General features: G+C 65.7%; 17 protein-coding genes. 6 read left to right on the top strand and 11 right to left on the bottom strand.

The genetic code is table 11. From position 1 onward, the window contains the following. Positions 1–67 precede the first annotated feature (67 nt). Complete coding sequence (locus tag ACKI1H_RS10580; protein ID WP_440468318.1) at positions 68–2,374, top strand: TonB-dependent receptor; 2,307 nt, start codon at positions 68–70, stop codon at positions 2,372–2,374. 187 nt (positions 2,375–2,561) lie between these two features. Then, entirely contained in the window at positions 2,562–5,111 is a 2,550-nt protein-coding gene (locus ACKI1H_RS10585) for a PepSY domain-containing protein (RefSeq protein WP_440468847.1), read from the top strand. Positions 5,112–5,389: 278 nt separating this feature from the next. Here ACKI1H_RS10585 and lpxO read toward each other — a convergent pair whose 3' ends face one another. After that, complete coding sequence (lpxO, locus tag ACKI1H_RS10590; protein WP_138521409.1) at positions 5,390–6,289, bottom strand: lipid A hydroxylase LpxO; 900 nt, start codon at positions 6,287–6,289, stop codon at positions 5,390–5,392. Between the two features lie 129 nt (positions 6,290–6,418). Between lpxO and ACKI1H_RS10595 the strand changes: the two genes are divergently transcribed. The 3 genes from ACKI1H_RS10595 to ACKI1H_RS10605 are packed head-to-tail and all read left to right on the top strand — an operon-like array spanning position 6,419 to position 8,762. Next, the gene (locus ACKI1H_RS10595; protein ID WP_440468319.1) at positions 6,419–7,174 is read left to right on the top strand and encodes a 5-oxoprolinase subunit PxpA; all 756 of its coding nucleotides are present in this window, start codon (positions 6,419–6,421) and stop codon (positions 7,172–7,174) included. After that, positions 7,171–7,848: a 5-oxoprolinase subunit PxpB gene (gene pxpB, locus ACKI1H_RS10600; RefSeq protein ID WP_440468320.1), complete on the top strand. Its 678-nt coding sequence runs from the start codon at positions 7,171–7,173 to the stop codon at positions 7,846–7,848. Before ACKI1H_RS10595 ends, pxpB begins: the two co-directional genes overlap by 4 nt. Further along, entirely contained in the window at positions 7,845–8,762 is a 918-nt protein-coding gene (locus tag ACKI1H_RS10605) for a biotin-dependent carboxyltransferase family protein (RefSeq protein ID WP_440468321.1), read from the top strand. The genes pxpB and ACKI1H_RS10605 overlap by 4 nt, the downstream gene beginning before the upstream one ends. A gap of 2 nt (positions 8,763–8,764) precedes the next feature. Here ACKI1H_RS10605 and prfH read toward each other — a convergent pair whose 3' ends face one another. The 3 genes from prfH to ACKI1H_RS10620 all read right to left on the bottom strand — a co-directional run bounded on the left by prfH (position 8,765) and on the right by ACKI1H_RS10620 (position 11,205). Further along, the gene (prfH, locus tag ACKI1H_RS10610; RefSeq protein ID WP_440468322.1) at positions 8,765–9,376 is read right to left on the bottom strand and encodes a peptide chain release factor H; all 612 of its coding nucleotides are present in this window, start codon (positions 9,374–9,376) and stop codon (positions 8,765–8,767) included. Further along, positions 9,376–10,512 (bottom strand): RNA ligase RtcB family protein, encoded by a 1,137-nt coding sequence (locus tag ACKI1H_RS10615; protein ID WP_440468323.1) that lies wholly within the window; start codon positions 10,510–10,512, stop codon positions 9,376–9,378. The genes prfH and ACKI1H_RS10615 overlap by 1 nt, the downstream gene beginning before the upstream one ends. A gap of 210 nt (positions 10,513–10,722) precedes the next feature. Next, positions 10,723–11,205: an Lrp/AsnC family transcriptional regulator gene (locus ACKI1H_RS10620; RefSeq protein WP_138521177.1), complete on the bottom strand. Its 483-nt coding sequence runs from the start codon at positions 11,203–11,205 to the stop codon at positions 10,723–10,725. Positions 11,206–11,340: 135 nt separating this feature from the next. On the opposite strand from ACKI1H_RS10620, the gene ACKI1H_RS10625 reads away from it, so the two are divergent. Continuing rightward, positions 11,341–11,967, top strand: a complete 627-nt coding sequence (locus tag ACKI1H_RS10625; protein WP_138521179.1) for a LysE family translocator — start codon at positions 11,341–11,343, stop codon at positions 11,965–11,967. A gap of 88 nt (positions 11,968–12,055) precedes the next feature. On the opposite strand, the gene ACKI1H_RS10630 is transcribed toward ACKI1H_RS10625, so the two are convergent. The 7 genes from ACKI1H_RS10630 to ACKI1H_RS10660 form a co-directional block, all read right to left on the bottom strand. Continuing rightward, positions 12,056–12,715 (bottom strand): hypothetical protein, encoded by a 660-nt coding sequence (locus ACKI1H_RS10630; RefSeq protein ID WP_440468324.1) that lies wholly within the window; start codon positions 12,713–12,715, stop codon positions 12,056–12,058. Between the two features lie 161 nt (positions 12,716–12,876). Beyond that, the gene (locus ACKI1H_RS10635) at positions 12,877–13,848 is read right to left on the bottom strand and encodes a peptide ABC transporter ATP-binding protein (RefSeq protein ID WP_138521183.1); all 972 of its coding nucleotides are present in this window, start codon (positions 13,846–13,848) and stop codon (positions 12,877–12,879) included. Next, positions 13,845–14,822 carry an ABC transporter ATP-binding protein gene (locus ACKI1H_RS10640; RefSeq protein ID WP_325436245.1) on the bottom strand — a complete coding sequence of 326 codons (978 nt, stop codon included), beginning with the start codon at positions 14,820–14,822 and terminating at the stop codon, positions 13,845–13,847. The genes ACKI1H_RS10635 and ACKI1H_RS10640 overlap by 4 nt, the downstream gene beginning before the upstream one ends. Before the next feature lie 148 nt (positions 14,823–14,970). Continuing rightward, on the bottom strand, positions 14,971–15,882 hold the full coding sequence (locus tag ACKI1H_RS10645) for an ABC transporter permease subunit (protein ID WP_138521187.1): 912 nt from the start codon (positions 15,880–15,882) through the stop codon (positions 14,971–14,973). Between the two features lie 14 nt (positions 15,883–15,896). Then, entirely contained in the window at positions 15,897–16,907 is a 1,011-nt protein-coding gene (locus ACKI1H_RS10650; RefSeq protein ID WP_054906646.1) for an ABC transporter permease subunit, read from the bottom strand. Positions 16,908–17,004: 97 nt separating this feature from the next. Continuing rightward, on the bottom strand, positions 17,005–18,609 hold the full coding sequence (locus tag ACKI1H_RS10655; protein ID WP_440468325.1) for an ABC transporter substrate-binding protein: 1,605 nt from the start codon (positions 18,607–18,609) through the stop codon (positions 17,005–17,007). 49 nt (positions 18,610–18,658) lie between these two features. Beyond that, entirely contained in the window at positions 18,659–20,260 is a 1,602-nt protein-coding gene (locus ACKI1H_RS10660; protein WP_138521191.1) for an ABC transporter substrate-binding protein, read from the bottom strand. Positions 20,261–20,397 lie beyond the last annotated feature (137 nt).

A 20,397-nucleotide genomic window follows, 5' to 3' on the forward strand; every position in this document is an offset into this window, starting at 1 on the left:
AATTGATACAAATTCTCAGTTGCAATAAATTGCGCGGCCTTCATGAACCCCTGGGGAGGGAGTTTCGATGTCGCGTCAATCCACCGAGTTCGCCGGCAGCAAGCCGCGCCTTCTAGTCAGCGCTGTCGGCGTGGCGATCACCGCCATGTCCGGTACTCACCTGGCCCATGCCGCCGAGGCTTCGCCGAAGAAGTCCGGCCAGGACGTGCTGTCCCTGGACGCCGACACCGTCGTTGGCACCCAGCAGCAGGACCCGACCACCTACAACGTCGAGAAGTCCGCGTCGAAGAAGTACACCGCGCCGCTGCTGGATACACCGCGCTCGGTGACCGTGGTACCGCAGCAGGTGATCAAGGACACCGGCGCGCTGACCCTGCAGGACGCCCTGCGCACCGTGCCGGGCATCACCTTCGGCGCTGGCGAGGGCGGCAACCCGACGGGTGACCGCCCGTTCATCCGTGGTTTCGACGCGCAGAGCGACACCTACGTCGATGGCGTCCGCGACACTGGCGCGCAATCGCGTGAAGTCTTCAACCTCGAGCAGATCGAAGTCAGCAAGGGCCCGAACTCGGCCTTCGGCGGCCGCGGCTCGGCCGGTGGCAGCCTGAACCTGATCAGCAAGCAGGCCAAGGCCGGCAACTTCACCGATGGCAGCTTCACCTACGGTTCCGACCAGACCCGTCGCTACACCCTCGACACCAACCAGGAATTCCTCGACGGCAATGCCGCGTTCCGCCTGAACCTGATGACCCACGACCAGAACGTCGCCGGTCGCCAGGCGGTGGACGCCAGCCGCTGGGGTATCGCGCCGTCCCTGACCTTCGGCCTCAACGGCCCGACCCGCGTCACCGTCAGCCATTACCACCTGGAAAGCGACGACACCCCGGACTCGGGCATCCCGTACGCCAAGAGCGCCGACCGCAGCAAGCACAACCCCGACAAGCCGGTGAACGTCGACCGCGACAACTACTACGGCCTCGAGGATCGTGACTTCCAGAAGAGCCGCATCGACACCAGCACCATCACCTTCGAGCACGACTTCAACGATGCCCTGAGCCTGCGCAACACTACGCGCTACGGCACCGCGCACCAGGACTACATCTGGACCCAGCCCGACGACAGCCAGGGCAACATCAACAACGGCACCGTCTGGCGCCGCAACAACAACCGCATCAGCACCACCACCACCGCGACCAACCAGACCGACCTGTTCGGTGAGTTCTACCTGGCCGGCTTCAAGAACAGCTTCACCACCGGCCTGGAATTCACCCGCGAAAACAGCAAGCGCGACGGCTACACGGTGAACACCAACACCGGCTCCAGTGCTGGCGCCAACAAGTGCCGCCCGGCCATCGTCGGCGCACCCAGCGGCTACAACTGCACCAGCCTGGAAAACCCGAACCCGCACGATCCGTGGAACGGCAGCATCGTCCGCAACTACAAGCCGCTGAACACCGTCGCTACCACCAAGGCGATCTACGGCTTCGACACCATCGACCTGAACGAGCAATGGCAGGTCAACGTCGGCGCGCGTTTCGACAGCTTCGAGACCACCGCGAAGAACCATGGCGTGAGCCCGACCACCAAGTTCGAGGACAGCTCCAGCTTCTGGAACTGGCAGGCCGGCGTGGTCTACAAACCGGCGCCTAATGGCAGCATCTACGCCTCCTACGCGACCTCCGCGACCCCGCCCGGCTCAATGCTGGACAACGGTGACACCGGCAACGCCGTGGATACCTTCGCGGTGAAGAACAACCTGGAGCCCGAAGAAACCACCAACTACGAAATCGGTACCAAGTGGAACTTCCTCGACGAGCGCCTGGAGCTGACCGCGGCGATCTTCCGCACCGACAAGGACAACGCCCGGGTACTGGTCTCCAACCAGACCTACGACAACGCCGGCCAATCCCGCGTCGACGGCATCGAACTGTCCGCCAGCGGCAAGATCACCGACAAGTGGAAAGTGTTCGCCGGCTACAGCTACCTCGACAGCGAGCTGGTCAAGGCGGGCAAGTCCGGTCGTAGCGGCACGGTGAACGCCACCGCGGCCTCCAACGACGGCAACCAGATGCCCAACACCCCGGAAAACAGCTTCAGCCTGTGGACCACCTACGATGTCCTGCCCAACGCCACCATCGGCGGCGGCACCTTCTACGTCGACAAGGTCTACGGCGACGTGGCCAACACCATGTACGTCCCGGACTACTGGCGCTACGACGCGATGGCCGCCTACAAGCTGAGCAAGAACGTCGACTTCCAGCTCAACGTGCAGAACGTCTTCGACAAGAAGTACTTCGACAAGGCCTACGCCTCGCACTACGCGTCCCAGGCGGCCGGCCGCACCGTATTGCTGTCCACCAACTTCCACTTCTAAGGCCGCGCACCTCTGGCGACCTGCCCCGGCCGATGCTCCTCGACCGGGGCTTTTCTTTGTCCGGGGCTGGCGCCCGTTCAACGAAGGTAAGGCCAGGGTAAAGATTGTTAAATGGGCTGCGTTTGCGAGCCATTCTCATTAAAATGCCCGCCCTGCGTGATGGGTCTGCGAAGGTGAAACCGCGGTGTTGAAGAAAGTCCTGTTCCAGTTGCATTGGCTGTTCGGTATCAGCGCAGGTCTGGTGCTGGCGCTGATGGGCATCACCGGGGCGATGCTGTCGTTCCAGGATGAAATCCTGCGCGCCATCAACCCCGACAGCCTGGTGGTGGAAAAGCGCGCCGAGTCCGTGCTGCCCATGGACGAGCTTATCCGCCGGGTGGAGAGCGCCGAGCCGGGCAAGAAGGTGTCCTTCCTCTGGCTCAAGACCGAGGGCGTGGAATCCGCGCGTCTCTTCTTCACGCCGCCGCCGGGCCAGCGCCGTGGCGAATCGCTCTATGTCGACCCGTACACCGCAGAAGCTCTGCCCGCGCCCGTGGGCGAGGGCGCCTTCATGTTCATCATGCAGCTGCATCGCTTCCTCGCCGCAGGCGAAGTCGGCCAGCGGATCACTGCCGCCTGCACCCTGATCCTGGTCTTCTTCTGCCTCTCCGGGCTGTACCTGCGCTGGCCGCGCAAGGCGCTGAACTGGCGCATCTGGCTGACTTTCGACTGGCGCAAGAAGGGCCGCGCCTTCAACTGGGACCTGCACGCGGTGGCTGGCACCTGGTGCCTGGTGTTCTACCTCCTGGCCTCGCTGACCGGCCTGTACTGGTCCTACGAGTGGTACCGCAACGGCCTGTTCAAGTTGCTCGACGACGCCCCCGCCGGCCAGGCCAAGGGCGGCCAGCGCGGTGGCGGCAAGCGCGGCCCGGCGCCCGAGGGGCCGCCGCCGGTGGTGGATGCCACGGCCATCTGGAACACCGTCGCGCAGACCGGCGGCCCCAACATGACTGCCTACAACCTGCGCCTGCCGCCGGTGAAGGGTCAGCCGGCCACCGTGTTCTACCTCCTCGATGACGCCGCCCACGAGCGCGCCTTCAACGAGATGACCATCGACCCGGCCAGCGGCAAGCTGCTCAAGCATCGCCGCTATAACGACAGCAGCGCCGGCAAGCAACTGCTCACCAGCGTCTATGCCCTGCACGTGGGCAGCTACTTCGGCCTTACCGGTCGCATCCTGATGATGCTCGCCAGCCTGGCGATGCCGCTGTTCTTCATCACCGGCTGGCTGCTCTACCTCGACCGCCGCCGCAAGAAGCGCGCCGCGCTAGCGGCCCGTGGCGGTCTGGAGAACACGGCCGGTGGTGCCGACTCCTGGCTGGTGGGCTACGCCAGCCAGAGTGGCTTTGCCGAACAACTGGCGTGGCAGAGCGCCGGTCAGCTGCAGGCCGCCGGGCTGCCGGTACGTGTCGAGCCGCTGGGCAAGCTGGACCGCGCGCAGCTGGAGCAGACCCGTAATGCGCTGTTCGTGGTCAGCACCTTCGGTGAAGGCGAGGCGCCGGACAGCGCCCGTAGCTTCGAGCGCCAACTGCTTGGCCAGACCCTGGGGCTCAATGACCTGCGCTTTGCCATCCTCGCCCTGGGCGACCGTCAGTACGAACATTTCTGCGGCTTCGCCCGGCGTATGCAGGGCTGGCTGCAGGGGCAGGGCGCGCGCCCGCTGTTCGATGGCGTGGAAGTGGACAACGGCGACGCCGCCGCGCTGCATGACTGGCAGGTGCGCCTGGCCGAACTCTCCGGCACCGCGCCGCAAGTGGCCTTCACCGTGCCAGCCTTCGAAGTCTGGACGCTGAGTGGCCGTGAGCACCTCAATCCCGGCAGCCAGGGCGAATCCACCTGGCTGTTGCGCCTGAGTGCGCCGAACGATTCGCAGATCGACTGGGCCGCTGGCGACCTGGTGGAAATCGTCCCGCGTCAGCCACAGTTCCTCGTCGCCCGCTGGCTCGCCCGCCTCGGCCTGGATGGCGCCGCCCAGGTGCAGGTGGATGGCCTGGCGATGCCGCTGAAGGACGCCTTGGCTGGCTGCCTGCTGCCGGCGAACCTCGAGCATCTGGTCGGCCAGCACGGTCAGGCGGTGTACGACGCGCTGATCAAGCTCTCGGTGCGCCAGTACTCCATCGCCTCGCTGCGCAGCGCAGGGGCCATGGAGCTGATCGTGCGCCAGGAGCAACATGCCGACGGCTCACTGGGCATCTGTTCCGGCTGGCTGACCGAGTACCTGCCCGAAGGCGGCAGCCTGCTGATGCGCCTGCGCCGCAACCGCAGCTTCCACCTGACCGAGGAGGATCGCCCGCTGATCCTGATCGGCAATGGCACCGGCATCGCCGGCCTGCGCGCACTGCTGCAGGCGAGCGTGGCCGAGTGCCGCTCGCGCAACTGGTTGCTGTTCGGTGAGCGCAACATTGCCCACGACTTCTACTGCCGCGAGGAACTGGAAGGCCTGTTGGCGCGCGGCGAACTGCAGCGCCTGGACGTTGCCTTCTCCCGCGACCAGGACGAGAAGGTCTACGTGCAGGACCGTCTGCGTGCCAGCGGCGAAGTGCTCGCCCAGTGGCTCGATGACGGCGCGGCGATCTACGTTTGCGGCAGCCTGCAAGGCATGGCCGAAGGTGTCGACCGCGCCTTGCGCGAGATGCTGGGCGATGCCGAGGTCGAGGCGCTGTTGGAGAGCGGGCGCTATCGTCGCGACGTGTACTGATCCTGCGTTGGGTGTAGGTCAATCGCGACGAAGTGGCGTTTTTTTGTAGGAGCGAGCTTGCTCGCGAGCAGATATCCCGGCAGCTCCGGAGCTGGCTGGGTTCGCGAGCAAGCTCGCTCCTACAGGGAAACACTGCACTGCGCTCCCGGCAGTTTCGTAGGGCGCATGAAGTGCCAACGTTATTCGCCCTACGCACGGCTCCTCAAATGGCACAAACAAAAAGGCCCCCGCGAATGCGGAGGCCTTTTTTGGCTATCGGGGCGCTTGAATCCAGCCGCTCAGATCCACAGGAACAGTGCCAGCACCGCCGCGAAGAAGCCCCACTTCTGCAGGTAGTACAGCTTGCGGTTGCGCTTCTTCAAGGCCTTGCCCTGCAGGCGGATCTTGTACAGCGAGGCGAAGGCGCGGTTGATGCCGCCGGTCTTGTCGCCCGCGTCGTTGGGGGATGCGGCCGCGGCCATCACATTGCGGCTGAACCAGCGGTTGAACGCCGTCACCCAGCCATACTTCAACGGGCGCTCGATGTCGCAGAAGAGGATCACCCGGTCATGGTCCGTGGTGTTCTCGGCGTAGTGGATGTAGGTCTCGTCGAACACCACCGCCTCGCCATCGCGCCAGTGGTAGCGCTCGCCGTCCACCTCGATGAAGCAGCCCGGATCATTGGGCGTCAGCAGGCCAAGGTGGTAGCGCAGCGAACCGGCGTAGGGGTCGCGGTGGCGCACCAGGCGCGAGCCCGGCGGCAGCTCGGCGAACATCGCCGCCTTGACCGACGGAATCTGCCGCAGCAGTTCGGTGGTCTTCGGGCACAAGGCGTCGGCGGACGGGTGGCTGTCGTCGTACCACTTCAGGTAGAAACGCTTCCAGCCGGTCTTGAAGAAGGAATTGAAACCCACGTCGTTGAGCTGGTCGGAGCGCTTGATGCTGCCGGCGTCGCGCAGGTGCAGGGCTTCGCTGCGGATGGCTTCCCAGTTATCGCTGAGCAGGCGCATCTCGGGGAATTCGTCGGTCGCCAGGTAGGGGCGGCTCGGCACCTTGGAGAACAGGTACATGAGGCAGTTGATCGGCGCCAGGAAGCTGGAGTGGTCGCTCAGCTGGCGTGTGAACTTATGGCGCACCCGCCCACGCAGGTGGACATAAACGATGCTCAGGCCGAAGGCGGCCAGAATGGCGGCTTTGATCATTCGGGGTGGTATCCGTTACTACAGACCGGGGATAGTACTCCTCCTGAACGTGACTGAGTATTCTCCGAAGGCCAAAGGCCAGCGGGTGCAGTAACCTGTGTCGGAGACAGAACCCAGGACCGACCGATGACAGCGCGCACCACGCCAATCCTGCTGAACTGCGACATGGGCGAAAGCTTCGGCGCCTGGCGCATGGGTGACGACACCCACGCCATGCCGTTGATCGACCAGGCCAACCTCGCCTGCGGCTACCATGCCGGCGACCCGTTGACCATGCAGCGCACCGTTCGTCTGGCGGTGGAGCAGGACGTCAGCATCGGTGCGCACCCGGCCTACCCGGACCTGGCCGGCTTCGGCCGCCGCCACATGAGCTGCTCGCCCGAGGAAGTCCACGCCCTGGTGCTCTACCAGATCGGCGCGCTGGACGCCTTCTGCCGCGCCGCCGGTACTCAGGTGGCTTACGTGAAGCCCCATGGCGCGCTGTACAACGACCTCGTGCGTGACGATGCGCTGCTCGCCGCGGTGCTCGATGCCTGTGCCGCCTACCGCAAGCGCCTGCCGCTGATGGTGCTGGCCCTGGCTGATAACAACCGCGAACTGCAACTGGCTGACGCTGCCGACGTGCCGCTGATGTTCGAAGCCTTTGCCGATCGTGCCTATCTGCCCGATGGCCAGCTTGCTCCGCGCCGCCTGCCCAACGCCGTGCACCACGAGCCGCAGCGCATCCTCGACCAGGCCCTGGCCATCGCCCGTGGGGAACCCTTCCCTGACATTGACGGCAACCCATTACGCCTGCGCGCCGACAGCCTCTGTGTGCATGGCGACAATCCCGAATCCCTGGCGGTGCTGCGGCGCCTGCGTGGCCTGCTGGACCAGGCATGATCCGCGTCGAAGCCTTCGGCGCCACGGCGCTGCTGATTACCCTCGCCGAGCAGCCCGACGACAGGTTGCCCTTGCGCATTGCCCGCTTGGCCGAGCGCTTGCGCGCCGAGCTGGGCGTTGCGCTGGCGGATTGCGTGCCGGGCTGGACCACCTTGCTGCTGCATTACGACCTGCTGCGCATCGACCTGCCTCAATTGCAGCTCCGCGTGCGAGCGGCTCTGGCGGGCTGGCCTGATGACTCCCTCGCCGACCGCGCCGGGCGCCTGCATGAAATCGCCGTGTGGTATGCCGGTGAAGACCTCGCGGAAGTTGCGCGGCTCTGCGGGCTCACCTCCGCCCAGGTGGTCGACCTGCACGCCGGGCGCGACTATCGCGTCGGCGCCATCGGCTTCTCTCCCGGCTTCGCCTACCTCGGCGAGCTGGACGAACGCCTCGCCTTGCCGCGCCGGGCGACGCCGCGCACCCACGTGCCCGCAGGCAGCCTGGCGATTGCCGAGCGGCAGACGGCGGTTTATCCACAGGCTTCGCCCGGTGGCTGGCATCTGCTCGGCCGCACCGCGCGACGCCTGTTCGATCCCGGTCAACAGCCGCCTTGCCCGTTGGCCGTGGGTGATCGCGTGCGTTTCGTACCCTTCGATAAGGCGGCTTATCGCGCGGCCGGAGGCGAGCCATGAGCCTGAAAGTCATCGCCTGCGGCCCGCTGTGTCTGCTGCAGGACGGCGGTCGGAAAGGCTGGCAGCACCTGGGCGTTTCGCCCGGCGGCCCTGTGGATAAACAGGCCGCAGCCTGGGCCAATCGACTGCTCGGCAATATGCCAGGCGTGCCGTTGCTGGAAATCGCGCTGGGCGGGGTGGTGCTGGAAGTGCAGGCGGACACCTGGCTGGCGCTGACCGGTGCCGACGTGCCGGCAACCCTGGATGGCGAGCCGCTGCCGGGTTGGTCGCGCTTTCGCGCAAGGGTAGGGCAACGCCTGAAACTGGGCTTCGCCCGCGCCGGTCAACGGGCCTATCTCGCCACTGCCGGAGGCTTCCATGCGCAGTCGATTCTGGGCAGCATTGCGACCCAGACGCGGGAAAAGCTCGGAGGAATTGGCGGCAATGGCCAGCCGCTCCAAGCCGGCGATCTGCTGGAATGCGCAGCCCACGGCGAAGGTTTCACTCGCGGTGCCAGCGTGCCCTGGCCTTATCGACCGGACTACTGCGAGCCCCCTATCCTGCGCGTGCTGCCCGGCCCGGATGCTTTCAGCGAGGAGCAGCGCCAGGCCTTCTTCGAACAGCGCTGGCAGATCAGCCCGCAATCCGATCGCATGGGCGTGCGACTGCGCGGCGAGGCACTGAGCGCGCCTCGCCGGCAATGGTCGCTGGGGATCGTGGAAGGCGCCATCCAGGTACCGCCGGATGGCCAGCCGATTGTCCTGCTGGCCGACCGCCAGACCATGGGCGGCTACCCGTTGCTGGGCGTGCTGCACCCGCTGGACATCGGCCGTCTGGCGCAATGCCCGGCGCATAGCGATGTGCGTTTCGTGGCGGCGAGCGTGGAACAGGCGCAGGCGGACCTGCGCGCCTTCCTGCGCTTCTTCTCCGGCTGACCTCAGCCTTCGAAGCGTTCGCCACGAAACACCCGGCGCGGATTGCCGCGTTGCAGGTGGTGATGCACCAGCCGGCGTTCGGCACGCAGCTCGCTGCTCGCCTGCTCCGCGCGTTCCTCCAGCTTGCGGGCAATCAGCAGCAGCGCCAGACGTTTGTTGGCGTGCTGACTGCGCTCGCTCTGGACCTTCACGCTCAGGCCGCTGGCAACATGGGTGGCGCGCACCGCCGAGTCGGTGGTGTTGACGTGCTGCCCGCCGGGACCGGAGGAGCGCAAGGTTTCGAAGCGCACTTCACCTTCGAGGCTGGCCGGTGGCGCGTTGAATCGTGCGCCGCCGAAGTACCAGTTCTTGCGCCCGTGGTTGGGCCGGTAAGGGCTGGCGCAGACCCATTGCAGGGTGCCGCTCCACTCCTCGGCCAGGGTTGCTGCCGAGTCGCCGTCCAGCGCCAGCAGCACCGAGAGCAGGGTGCCCCGGCGCGGGCCGGCTTCTTCCTCGATCGTGCGAGCCTCGACCCCGCTGGCTTCGGCCTCGCGCAGCAGTCGCTGCAGGGCCTTGGCCACGGCCAGTGCGCATTCGTCCGGCCCCTGGGCCGCGGAAAGTTGCAGCAGGATCATCAGCAGCACTCCCCGCGGGTCTTGTAGGTCAGCACCGGCTTGAGTCGAGCCAGTACCCGCAGCAGGCCCGCTTCGCGCAGTGCACCGACTACCGAGTCGATGGCTTTGTAGGCTTCCGGCGCCTCCTCGTAGATCAGCCCGCGATCACCGCAGATCACCCGGCTGCCCAGCGCGGTGCGGGCCAGTTGCTCGACGCGATAGCGCGCCGAGAGACGGTCCTTGCACTCGCTGCGCATCCACTTGCGCCCCGCGCCGTGGGCGAGGGAGAACAAGCTGCGCGGGTCGGCGACCGGCTCCACCAGGTAGCTGTAGTCGCCGCGCGAACCGGGGATGACCATCACCCCGCGATCCGTCGGCGTCGCGCCCTTGCGGTGCAGCCAACCGTCGACACCTTCGATTTGTGCCGGACTGACGAGGTTGTGGTTCACGTCCAGCACCTGCGCGCCGTCTGCACGCAAACGGTCGAGCATGCGCAGGGCGATCAGCTGACGGTTGGCTTCGGCGAAACGCAGCGCGCCGTCGTGGCGAGCCAGGTAGTGCGCACAGTCGTCGGTGCCTTCCTCCAGGCCCTGGTGGCTGAAGCGGTCCACCTGCTCGCGCAGGATGGCTTCGCCCAGGCCGCGCGAGCCGCTGTGCACCAGCAGGAGCAGGTGGCGACGGTCGAGACCGAGGGCTGCCACGGCGGCTTCGTCGTAGAGCTGATCGAGCTGCTGCAGCTCGGCGAAGTGGTTGCCTCCGCCGATGGTGCCCAGCGAGTGCTCGTGGCCGCAGGGTGGCAGAGCGAAGCCGGCAATGCGCTCGCTCCAGTCTTCGTCCAGCGGGCCGTCGAGGTTGCCCAGGCGCTTCTCCAGCTTGTCCAGGTTCAGCTTGGCGGTGGCGATATCGGTGCGCCACAGCGCCATGCCGCAGCCGATGTCGTTGCCCACCAGCGCCGGATACAGGCGGCCGATGGAGAAGAACGCCGCGCCGATCGGGTAGCCGCGCCCGGGATGCAGGTCCGGCATGCCGGCGACCCGTTGCATGCCCGGCAGGCGGGCGGTGGTTTCAAGTTGCTGGATCGCTTTACCTTCGATCCAGGTGTCGTCCGCGGCAATCAGGGTGATGCCGGCGGACAGATTTTGGATGCAATTGCCCATTGTCCAATCCCATGAGGAATGAAACGAAAAAAGAGGATGGGGGCAGGCCGGAGCCGGGCAATGCGATGCCGCCAAAGGGGCGGCGGGGAAACGATTACGCCAGACGCGACCTGCAAAGGGTGATCAGTGCTTGCATGATGTCTCTCCTTTGCTGTCGGTGGATGGGAAGGTGGCGAATGATAGGCGCGCAGCCGCCCGCGCGCAATCCCGCTATTTCGGCAGGTGCCGCAGCGGTAGGGGGGCCGACTCCTTCACCGTCTGGATGGCGAAGTTGCTGCGGATATCGCTGACGCCCGGCAGCTTGAGCAGGGTGCCGGTGAGGAACTGCTCATAGGCGCGCAGGTCGGGCAGCACCACTTGCAGGAGGAAGTCCGACTCGCCGCTGACCAGGTGTACCGAGATGACTTCCGGCAGGTCGATCACTGCCTGGCGGAAGGCGGCGGCACTGGTGTCGCTGTGGCGTTCCACTTTCACCCCGACGAACACGGTCAGCCCCAGGCCGACTTCGTCGCGCCCCAGCTCCGCGTGGTAGCCACGAATCATGCCGGCTTCTTCGAGAATGCGGACGCGCCGCAGGCAAGGGGAGGGCGACAGGCCGATTTCTTCGGCGAGCTGCACGTTGGTCAGGCGGCCGTCGCGCTGCAAGGCAGCGAGAATGCGGTGGTCATAGGCGTCCAGTTTTTGGATTGGCATGAGTGACTACTCAATGGGCTTGAGGTTGGCAGGATATGCCAATTGTTAGCGCCAGGATGGTCGAATACGCAAGCACCTGCCTGGGCCTTCAGGCATAGAATCCTTATCCGCAATCACTGCTTCGGAGTGGCTCTTGTGGATATCGGCGTCTTCCTGCTGGCCCTGGCGATGGTCTACCTGCTGCCGGGGCCGGACATGATTCTCCTGCTGCACACCGGTGCCCGTGACGGTTGCCGCGCGGCGCTGGCAACTGCGCTCGGGTTGGGCCTGGCACGCGGCTGCCATGTGGCGTTGGCGGCGACCGGACTCGCACTGCTGTTCCGCACGGCGCCCTGGACCTTCGATGGGGTGCGCATCGGTGGCGGCCTCTACCTGGCGTGGATCGGTCTGCAACTGCTGCGTGCTCCGGTGGGCCTGCCGGAGGCAACCGGCGCGGTCGGGTTATCCACAGTCAGCTATCGGCGTGCATTCAGCCGGGGCTTGCTGACCAATCTGCTCAACCCCAAGGCGCTGCTGTTCTGTTCGGTGTTGCTGCCGCAGTTCATCCACCCACAGAACGGTCCTCTGGCGCTTCAGTTCGCACTACTGGGCGGCGTATTGGTAGTGGTCGGGCTGGGCTTCGACAGCTTCTATGCGGTCAGTGGCGAGCGCATGGGCCGCTGGCTGGCGCGGCACAGGACGATGCAACGGATGCAGCAGTGGGGCTTCGGCGGCATCCTGCTGGGGTTCGGTGTGCGACTGGCGCTGATCCGCGATCTGTAAGGCTGAAGTCTTTCGTAGGAGCGAGCTTGCTCGCGAACCAGTTTGCCAGCAGCTTCGAAGCCTGGGTTGTTCGCGAGCAAGCTCGCTCTTACAGGTCTTCTGGCAGGATTTTCCACAGCCGTGCCACGGACGGATTCTGCGGATTGCGCGCGACTACCAGCAGGCCAACGTCGCCGCCGCTCAGCTCGCGCACCAACTGTTCACCCTTGCGTTGCTGCATGCCTTCGGCCAGATAACCCAGGGCGATGCTCGCCGCCGCCGGGTGGGTGGCGACTGGCACGTAACTGCCATCGTCCATGTCCAGTACCACATGCCGTTCTCCGGCATCTGGCGCGGGAACGTGCAGATCGGCCTTGCGCAGTTGCGCCATGGCTTCGTTGCGGTGTGCGCTGGTCATCCGTTCCTGCAGCGCACGCTCCAGCGGCAGGTATTCGTCCCTGGGTTGGGCTTTGGGCTTTGCCGGGGGCGGCAGTGCGGGTGGCTCAGCTCTTGCCGGTACAGGTTTGAGGGGCGCTGGCGGAGTTGCCGCCGGAGGCGCTGGCGTGACATCCGGCTCTTCCTGGTCGAGACCGTCCCAGTCGATCTCGTCGAGATCGACTTCCCCTGCTGCCTTCTTCTTCGGCGCAGGCTTCTTCCGCGACTTCACGGCCGCGCGCACGTCCATGCGCCGCTGACGCTTCCACTTGTGCAGCTGCACGTTGGCGATGACAGCGGTGACGAGGATGAGCAGGAGGAAGAACAGCAGCATGGAAGATCGTGGCCCTGTGGATAACGGCCACGGCGTGCAGGCGGTGGCGGGGTGCCACCCTGGCGGGATTGTCTGGCTCAGGCGATAGGCCTGCTCCGGCTGCGTTGTAGGACGCAGCTGTTTCCGAAAGAGGGGCCGGCCTATGACCGGCCCGTTTCGGTTCAGTTCAGGAACTGCTCCGCATGGTGGCAAGCCACCTGGCGCTCATCGAGCAGGCGCAGCTCCGGGACTTCGGCCTTGCAGCGCTCGGTCGCATACGGGCAGCGCTTGTGGAAGGCGCAGCCAGTGGGCGGGTTGAGCGGGTTGGGGAGTTCGCCCTGGATCTTGATCTTGGGCTTGTCCGGATCGGGGTGGATCGCCGGGGTCGCCGAAAGCAGGGCCTGGGTATAGGGGTGCAGCGGGCGCTCGTAGAGCTTGTCCGCCGGGCCCATCTCCGCCGGGCGGCCGAGGTACATCACCAGCACGTCGTCGGCCACGTGGCGGACCACGGCGAGGTTGTGGGAGATGAACACGTAGGCGGTGCCGAACTCCTGCTGCAGGTCCATGAACAGGTTGAGCACCTGGGCCTGGATCGACACGTCGAGCGCCGAGGTCGGCTCGTCCGCCACCAGCACCTTGGGCCGCAGCATCATCGCGCGGGCCAGGGCAATGCGCTGGCGCTGGCCGCCGGAGAACATGTGCGGGTAGCGCTGGTAATGCTCAGGGCGCAGGCCGACCTGCTTCATCATCGCCTGCACCCGTTCGCGGCGTTCGACGCGGGAGAGGCTGGTGTTGATGACCAGCGGTTCGGCCAGTTGGTCGCCGATCTTCTGCCGCGGGTTGAGCGAGGCGTAGGGGTTCTGGAAGACCATCTGCACGTCACGGCGCAGTTGCTTGCGGGTGTCGTGGTCGGCGCCTTTCACCTCGTGGCCGGCGATCTGCAGCGAGCCGGAGGTGGGCTCCTCGATCAGTGTCAGCGCACGGGCGAGGGTGGACTTGCCGCAGCCGGACTCGCCGACCACGGCGAGGGTCTTGCCGGCCTGCAGGTCGAAGGACACGCCGTTGAGCGCGCGGACCAGGGCGTGCGGCTTGAACAGGCCCTGGGAGATTTCGTAGTGACGGGTCAGGTCGCGGGCGGTCAGGACGGCGCTCATCGGGCCACCTCGGTGTTCAGGTTGAGCGGGTAGAAGCAGCGCACCGCGCCGCGCTCATGGGCTTCCAGGGCCGGACGCACGCTGCGGCAGTTGTCCTGCACGTAGGGGCAGCGCGGTGACAGCAGGCAACCCTGCGGACGGTCGTACTTGCCGGGGACGATGCCGGGCAGGGTGGCCAGGCGTTCCTCGCCGGCACTGTGCTCGGGGATCGCCTTGAGCAGCGCCTCGGTGTACGGGTGGGTCGGCAGGTCGAACAGCGCCGGCACCTGGCCGATCTCCACGGCTTGCCCGGCGTACATCACGCAGACGCGCTGGGCGGTCTCGGCGACCACGGCGAGGTCGTGGGTGATCAGGATCAGTGCCATGCCCTGGTCGCGCTGCAGGTTCAGCAGCAGCTCCATGATCTGCGCCTGGATGGTCACGTCCAGCGCGGTGGTGGGCTCGTCGGCAATCAGCAGCTTGGGCTCGCCGGCAATCGCCATGGCGATCGCGACGCGCTGGCTCATGCCGCCGGACAGCTGGTGCGGGTAGGCGTCCAGGCGCTGCGCGGCGCCGGGGATTTCCACCCGTTCGAGCAGTTCCAGGGCGCGCTGGCGCAGGGCCTTGCCGCGCAGGCCGAGGTGCAGCTTGAGCACTTCCTCGATCTGGTAGCCGACGGTGAAGCTGGGGTTGAGGGCGGTCATCGGGTCCTGGAAGACCATGGCGATGTCCTTGCCGACGATGCGCCGCCGCTCGCGGCCCTTCAGGCGCAGCATGTCGGTGCCATCGAACTGCATGGTGTCGGCGGTGATGATGCCGGGGGCGTCGATCAGGCCCATCAGGGCCATCATGGTCACCGACTTGCCGGAGCCGGATTCGCCGACGATGGCCAGGACTTCGCCCTTGTCCACCGAGAGGTCGAGACCGTCCACCACCGGGATGGCGTTGCGATCGCCGAAGCGCACCGAAAGATTGCGCAGGTCGAGGAGGCTCATACGGCGGTCTCCATCAGGCTTCTGTTCTTTTTGTAGGAACGAGGGGGACGCCTTAGTCCTTGCTCGCGAACGGGGAACGCGGAGGAGTGCAGGTTCGCGAGCAAGCTCGCTCCTACAGACAGCGGGAAGGTATTCATCTGTCTGCTCCTCACGCCGCGTTCTTCAGCTTCGGGTCCAGCGCATCGCGCAGGCCGTCGCCCATCAGGTTGATTGCCAGCACGCTGAGCAGGATGGTCAGGCCGGGCAGCGAGACGACCCACCAGGCGCGCTCGATGTAGTCGCGCGCGGAGGCCAGCATGGTGCCCCACTCGGGCGTCGGCGGTTGCACGCCGAGGCCGAGGAAGCCCAGGGCCGCAGCGTCGAGGATGGCCGAGGAGAAGCTCAGGGTGGCCTGCACAATCAGCGGCGCCATGCAGTTGGGCAGCACGGTGACGAACATCAGGCGCAGGGTGCCGGCGCCGGCCAGGCGCGAGGCGGTGACGTAGTCGCGGTTCAGCTCGCCCATTACGGCGGCGCGGGTCAGGCGCACGTAGGCCGGCAGCGAGACGATGGCGATGGCGATCACGGTGTTGATCAGGCCTGGGCCGAGGATGGCGACGATGGCCACCGCCAGCAGCAGCGACGGCAGGGCCAGCATGATGTCCATCAGGCGCATGATCACCGGGCCCAGGCGGGTCGGCGAGAAGCCGGCGAGCAGGCCGAGGAAGATGCCGGGGATCATCGAGATCAGTACCGAGGTCAGGCCGATCATCAGCGACAGCCGCGCACCGTGCATCAGCCGCGAGAGCAGGTCGCGGCCCAACTCGTCGGTGCCCAGCAGGAACTGCGTGTTGCCGCCTTCGAGCCACAGCGGCGGAGTGAGCAGGAAGTCGCGGAACTGCTCGCTCGGATCGTGGGGCGCGACCCAGGGCGCGAACAGCGCGCAGAACACGATGACCAGCATGAACAGCAGGCCGCCGACCGCGCCCTTGTTGCGCGAGAAGGCTTGCCAGAATTCTTTCAGCGGGGACGGGTAGACCAGGCTCGGGTCGCTGGCGGGAGCTTTGGCGTTGGCAGTCATGGCGTCGGCTCCGGTTAGCGTTGGTGACGGATGCGTGGGTTGGCGAGGCCGTAGAGGATGTCCACGATGAAGTTCACCAGGATCACCAGGGTCGCCACCAGCAGGATGCCGTTCTGCACCACCGGGTAGTCGCGCCGGCCAATGGCGTCGATCAACCATTTGCCGATGCCGGGCCAGGAGAAGATCGTCTCGGTCAGTACTGCACCGGCGAGCAGCGTGCCGACCTGCAGGCCGAACACGGTGAGGACCGGAATCATGGCGTTGCGCAGGGCGTGCACGAACACCACGCGCGCCGGCGACAGGCCCTTGGCGCGGGCGGTGCGTACGTAGTCCTCGCGCAGCACTTCGAGCATCGAGGAGCGGGTCATCCGGGCGATCACCGCCAGCGGGATGGTGCCCAGCACGATGGCCGGCAGGATCAGGTGGCGCACGGCGTCCATGAAGGCGCCTTCCTCATCTGACAGCAACGTGTCGATGAGCATGAAGCCGGTCTTCGGTTCGATGTCGTAGAGCAGGTCCAGGCGCCCGGAAACCGGCGTCCAGCCCAGGCTCACGGAGAACAGCATGATGAGGATCAGGCCCCACCAGAAGATCGGCATCGAGTAGCCGGCCAGGGAGATGGTCATCACCCCGTGGTCGAACAGCGAGCCTCGTTTCAAGGCGGCGATCACCCCGGCGAGCAGGCCGAAGACACCCGCGAACAGCAGGGCCGCCAGGGACAGTTCGAGGGTCGCCGGGAACAGGGTGAGGAATTCGTGCCAGACGCTGTCGCGGGTGGTCAGCGATTCGCCGAGGTTGCCCTGGGCGAGGTTGCCGATGTAGTCGAGGTACTGCTGGTAGAGGGGCTTGTCGAGCCCCAGGCGGTGCATGGCCTCGGCATGCATCTGCGGATCGACGCGGCGTTCGCCCATCATCACTTCCACGGGGTCGCCCGGAATCAGGCGGATCAGCGCGAAGGTCAACAAGGTGACGCCGAAGAAGGTCGGGATCAGGAGCCCGAAGCGCCGGGCAATGAAGGACAGCATTGTGGGGAATTCTCCACATGGGATGGTCACGGTTGGGCCGCGTCATGGGCGGTCCGTTCTTGTCGACGTCGACCCTTATGAGGTCCGGTCCTTGTCGTTATGGTCCCGGCGCGCCCTGTAGCTGCACGCGGGAGAAATTATTCGAACCCAGCGGGCTCAGGGTAAAGCCTGTCACGCTTGGGCGCACCACGGCGAACTGCTTCGGGTACGCCAGGGCGATCCACGGCGCCTCGCGCTGGTAGATCGCCAATGCCTGGCGGTATAGCCCGGCACGGGTTTCCTGGTCGGTGATGGCGCGCGCCTTGCGCAGCAGTTCGTCGAACTCCGCATTGCACCAGCCCGCCTGGTTCTCGCCACTCTTCGCGGCAGCGCAGGACAGGTTCGGCGTCAGGAAGTTATCCGGATCGCCGTTGTCGCCCGCCCAGCCCATGAAGATCAGGTCGTGCTCGCCCTGCTTGGCGCGCTTGATCAACTCGCCCCATTCGAACACGCGGATATCGGCCTGGATGCCGATCTTGCCCAGGTCATCCTGCAGCATCTGTGCGCCGATGCCGGGATTGGGGTTGGTCGGACCGCCGCCGGGGCGGGTCCAGATCGACAGTTTCAGGCCGGGCTTGATGCCGGCTTCTGCCAGCAATTGTTTCGCCCGCGCCGGGTCGTGGGGCCAGACCTTGAGTTGTGGATCGGAACCCCACAATGTCGGCGGATAGGGCGCTACAGCCAGCGTCGCGGCGCCTTCGCCGAACTGCGCCCGCAGGTAGGCTTCGCGGTCGAAGGCGAGGTTGATCGCCTGCCGCACTCGCACGTCATCCAGCGGCTTGTGCCGGGTATTGAGGCCGACATAGGCGACCAGCAACGAGTCCAGTTCCTCGATGGTCAGCTTTGGATCCTGGCGCAGCGCAGGGATGTCGGTGGGCTTGGGGTAGACGGCTATCTGGCAATCGCCGGCCTTGACCTTCTGGATGCGCACGTTCGGATCAGGAGTGATCGCCAGCAGCAGGTGGTCGATCTTCGGCTTGCCCCCCCAGTAGTCGGGATTGGCGAGGAAGCGCACCTGGGCGTCCTTCTGGTAGCGCTGGAAGATGAAGGGCCCGGTGCCGATGGGCAGGTTATTCAGTTGGTCGGCTTTTTCGGCGGCCAGCAGCAGGTCACCGTACTCGGCGGAATAGATGGAGGCGAAGCCCATCGCCAGGTCGGCGAGGAAGGGCGCCTCGGGGTGCCTGAGAGTGAAGCGCACGTGGTGGTCGTCGAGCTTTTCCACCGCGCTGATCAGGCTGGGAAGACCCATCGCCTCGGCATAGGGAAAGCCGCGTGGCGCCAGTTTGTTCCAAGGGTGCTTCGGGTCGAGCTGGCGCTGGAAACTCCAGAGCACGTCGTCGGCGTCGAAATCACGGGTCGGGGTGAAGTAGTCGGTGCTGTGGAATTTCACACCCTGACGCAGGACGAAGGTGTACTGCAGGCCGTCGTCGCTGATCTCCCAGCTCTCTGCGAGGGCTGGCACCACGCGGGTGCTGCCGGGGGCGAACTGCACCAGGCGCTCGAAGACCGTCTCGGCGGAAGCGTCGGCGGTGGTGGCGGCGGTGTACTGGGTGATGTCGAACCCTTCCGGGCTGGCCTCGGTGCAGACCACCAACGATTGGCCGAATGCCGGCGCACAGCCGAGCAGGCTGGCCAGGGTCAGGCGGATGAGCGCTTTGCGCACGGCGGCTGCCGGGAGAAAGGGCCGCCGGGAAGCCCGGCGGCCGCTGGCCTTACTTGCCTACGCTGACGCCGTAGAACGAGTTCAGCGCGAACGGGCTGATCTTGAAGTCCTGCACCGTCTTGCGCATCGGCTGGTACACGGTGGAGTGGGCGATCGGGGTGATCGGCACCTGCTCCTTGAGGATGTGCTGGGCCTGCTTGTACAGCTCGGTGCGCTTGGCCTGGTCCGGAGTGCGCTTGGCATCCTTGATCAGCTTGTCGTAGGCCGGATCGCACCACTTGGAGAAGTTGTTGCCGTCCACGGCGTCGCAGCCGTAGAGGGTGCCCAGCCAGTTGTCCGGGTCACCGTTGTCGCCGCTCCAGCCGATCAGCATGGCGTCATGCTCGCCGCCCTTGGCACGCTTGATGTACTCGCCCCATTCGTAGGTGACGATCTTCGCCTTGATGCCGACCTTGGCCCAGTCGGACTGCAGCATCTCGGCCATCAGCTTGGCGTTGGGGTTGTACGGGCGTTGCACCGGCATGGCCCACAGGGTGATCTCGGTGCCTTCGGCGACGCCGGCCTTCTTCAGCAGCTCCTTGGCCTTCTCCGGGTTGTAGCCGGCATCCTTGATGGTGTCGTCGTAGGACCATTGGGTCGGCGGCATGCCGTTCACGGCGAGCTGGCCGGCGCCCTGGTAGACGGCGTCGATGATGGCCTTCTTGTTCACCGCCATGTCCAGCGCTTCGCGCACTTCGAGCTTGTCGAACGGCTTGTGGGTGACGTTGTAGGCGATGTAGCCGAGGTTGAAGCCCGGCTGCGACGGCATGTTCAGGTTCGGGTCCTTCTTCAGCGACTCCAGGTCGGCGGGGCGCGGGAAGAGGGTGACCTGGCACTCGTTGGCCTTGAGCTTCTGCATGCGCACCGAGGCGTCGGTGTTGATGGCGAAGATCAGGTTGTCGATCTTCACCTCACCCTTGTTCCAGTAGTCCGGGTTGGCCTTGAAGCGGATCATCGCGTCCTTCTGGTAGCGATTGAACACGAACGGGCCGGTGCCGATGGGCTTCTGGTTGATGTCGGCGGCTTTGCCCTGCTTGAGCAACTGGTCGGCGTATTCGGCGGACTGGATCGAGGCGAAGCTCATGGCCAGGTTCTGGATGAACGCGGCGTCGACTTCGTTGAGGCTGAACTTGACGGTCTTGTCATCGACCTTCTCCACCTTGGCGATATTCGCGTCCATGCCCATGTCGGTGAAGTAGGGGAATTCGGTCTGGTACGCCTTACGGAACGGATGGTTCTTGTCGAGCATGCGGTTGAAGGTGAACAGCACGTCGTCGGCGTTGAATTCGCGGGTTGGCTTGAAGTAGTCGGTGGTGTGGAACTTCACGCCGGAGCGCAGATGGAAGGTGTAGGTCTTGCCGTCATCGGATACGTCCCATTTTTCCGCAAGGCCCGGGATGACCTGGGTGCCGCCGCGCTCGAACTGGGTGAGACGGTTGAAGACCGTTTCGGCCGAGGCGTCGAAGTCGGTGCCGGTGGTGTACTGGCCGGGGTCGAAGCCCGCGGGGCTGCCTTCGGAGCAGTAGACCAGGTTGTTGGCGGCGTGGGCGAGCGGGGCGCTGGCGATCAGCCCAGCGGCAATCATGGAGCGGATGACGGCGTTCTTACGCATACGGACCTCTGTTTATTCTGGTTGTCATCGAGGGGCAGCCTCGTGAGCTGCGTTGCGTGAAACTATGCACGGCACATGCCGGGCGCAAGCTGCTGGCGGGGATGAGTGTAGAAGTTGTGACGCGGGTGCAAGGGAAT

The organism is Pseudomonas sp. YH-1 (assembly GCF_051990045.1).
GTDB classification, from domain to species: domain Bacteria; phylum Pseudomonadota; class Gammaproteobacteria; order Pseudomonadales; family Pseudomonadaceae; genus Pseudomonas; species Pseudomonas nicosulfuronedens.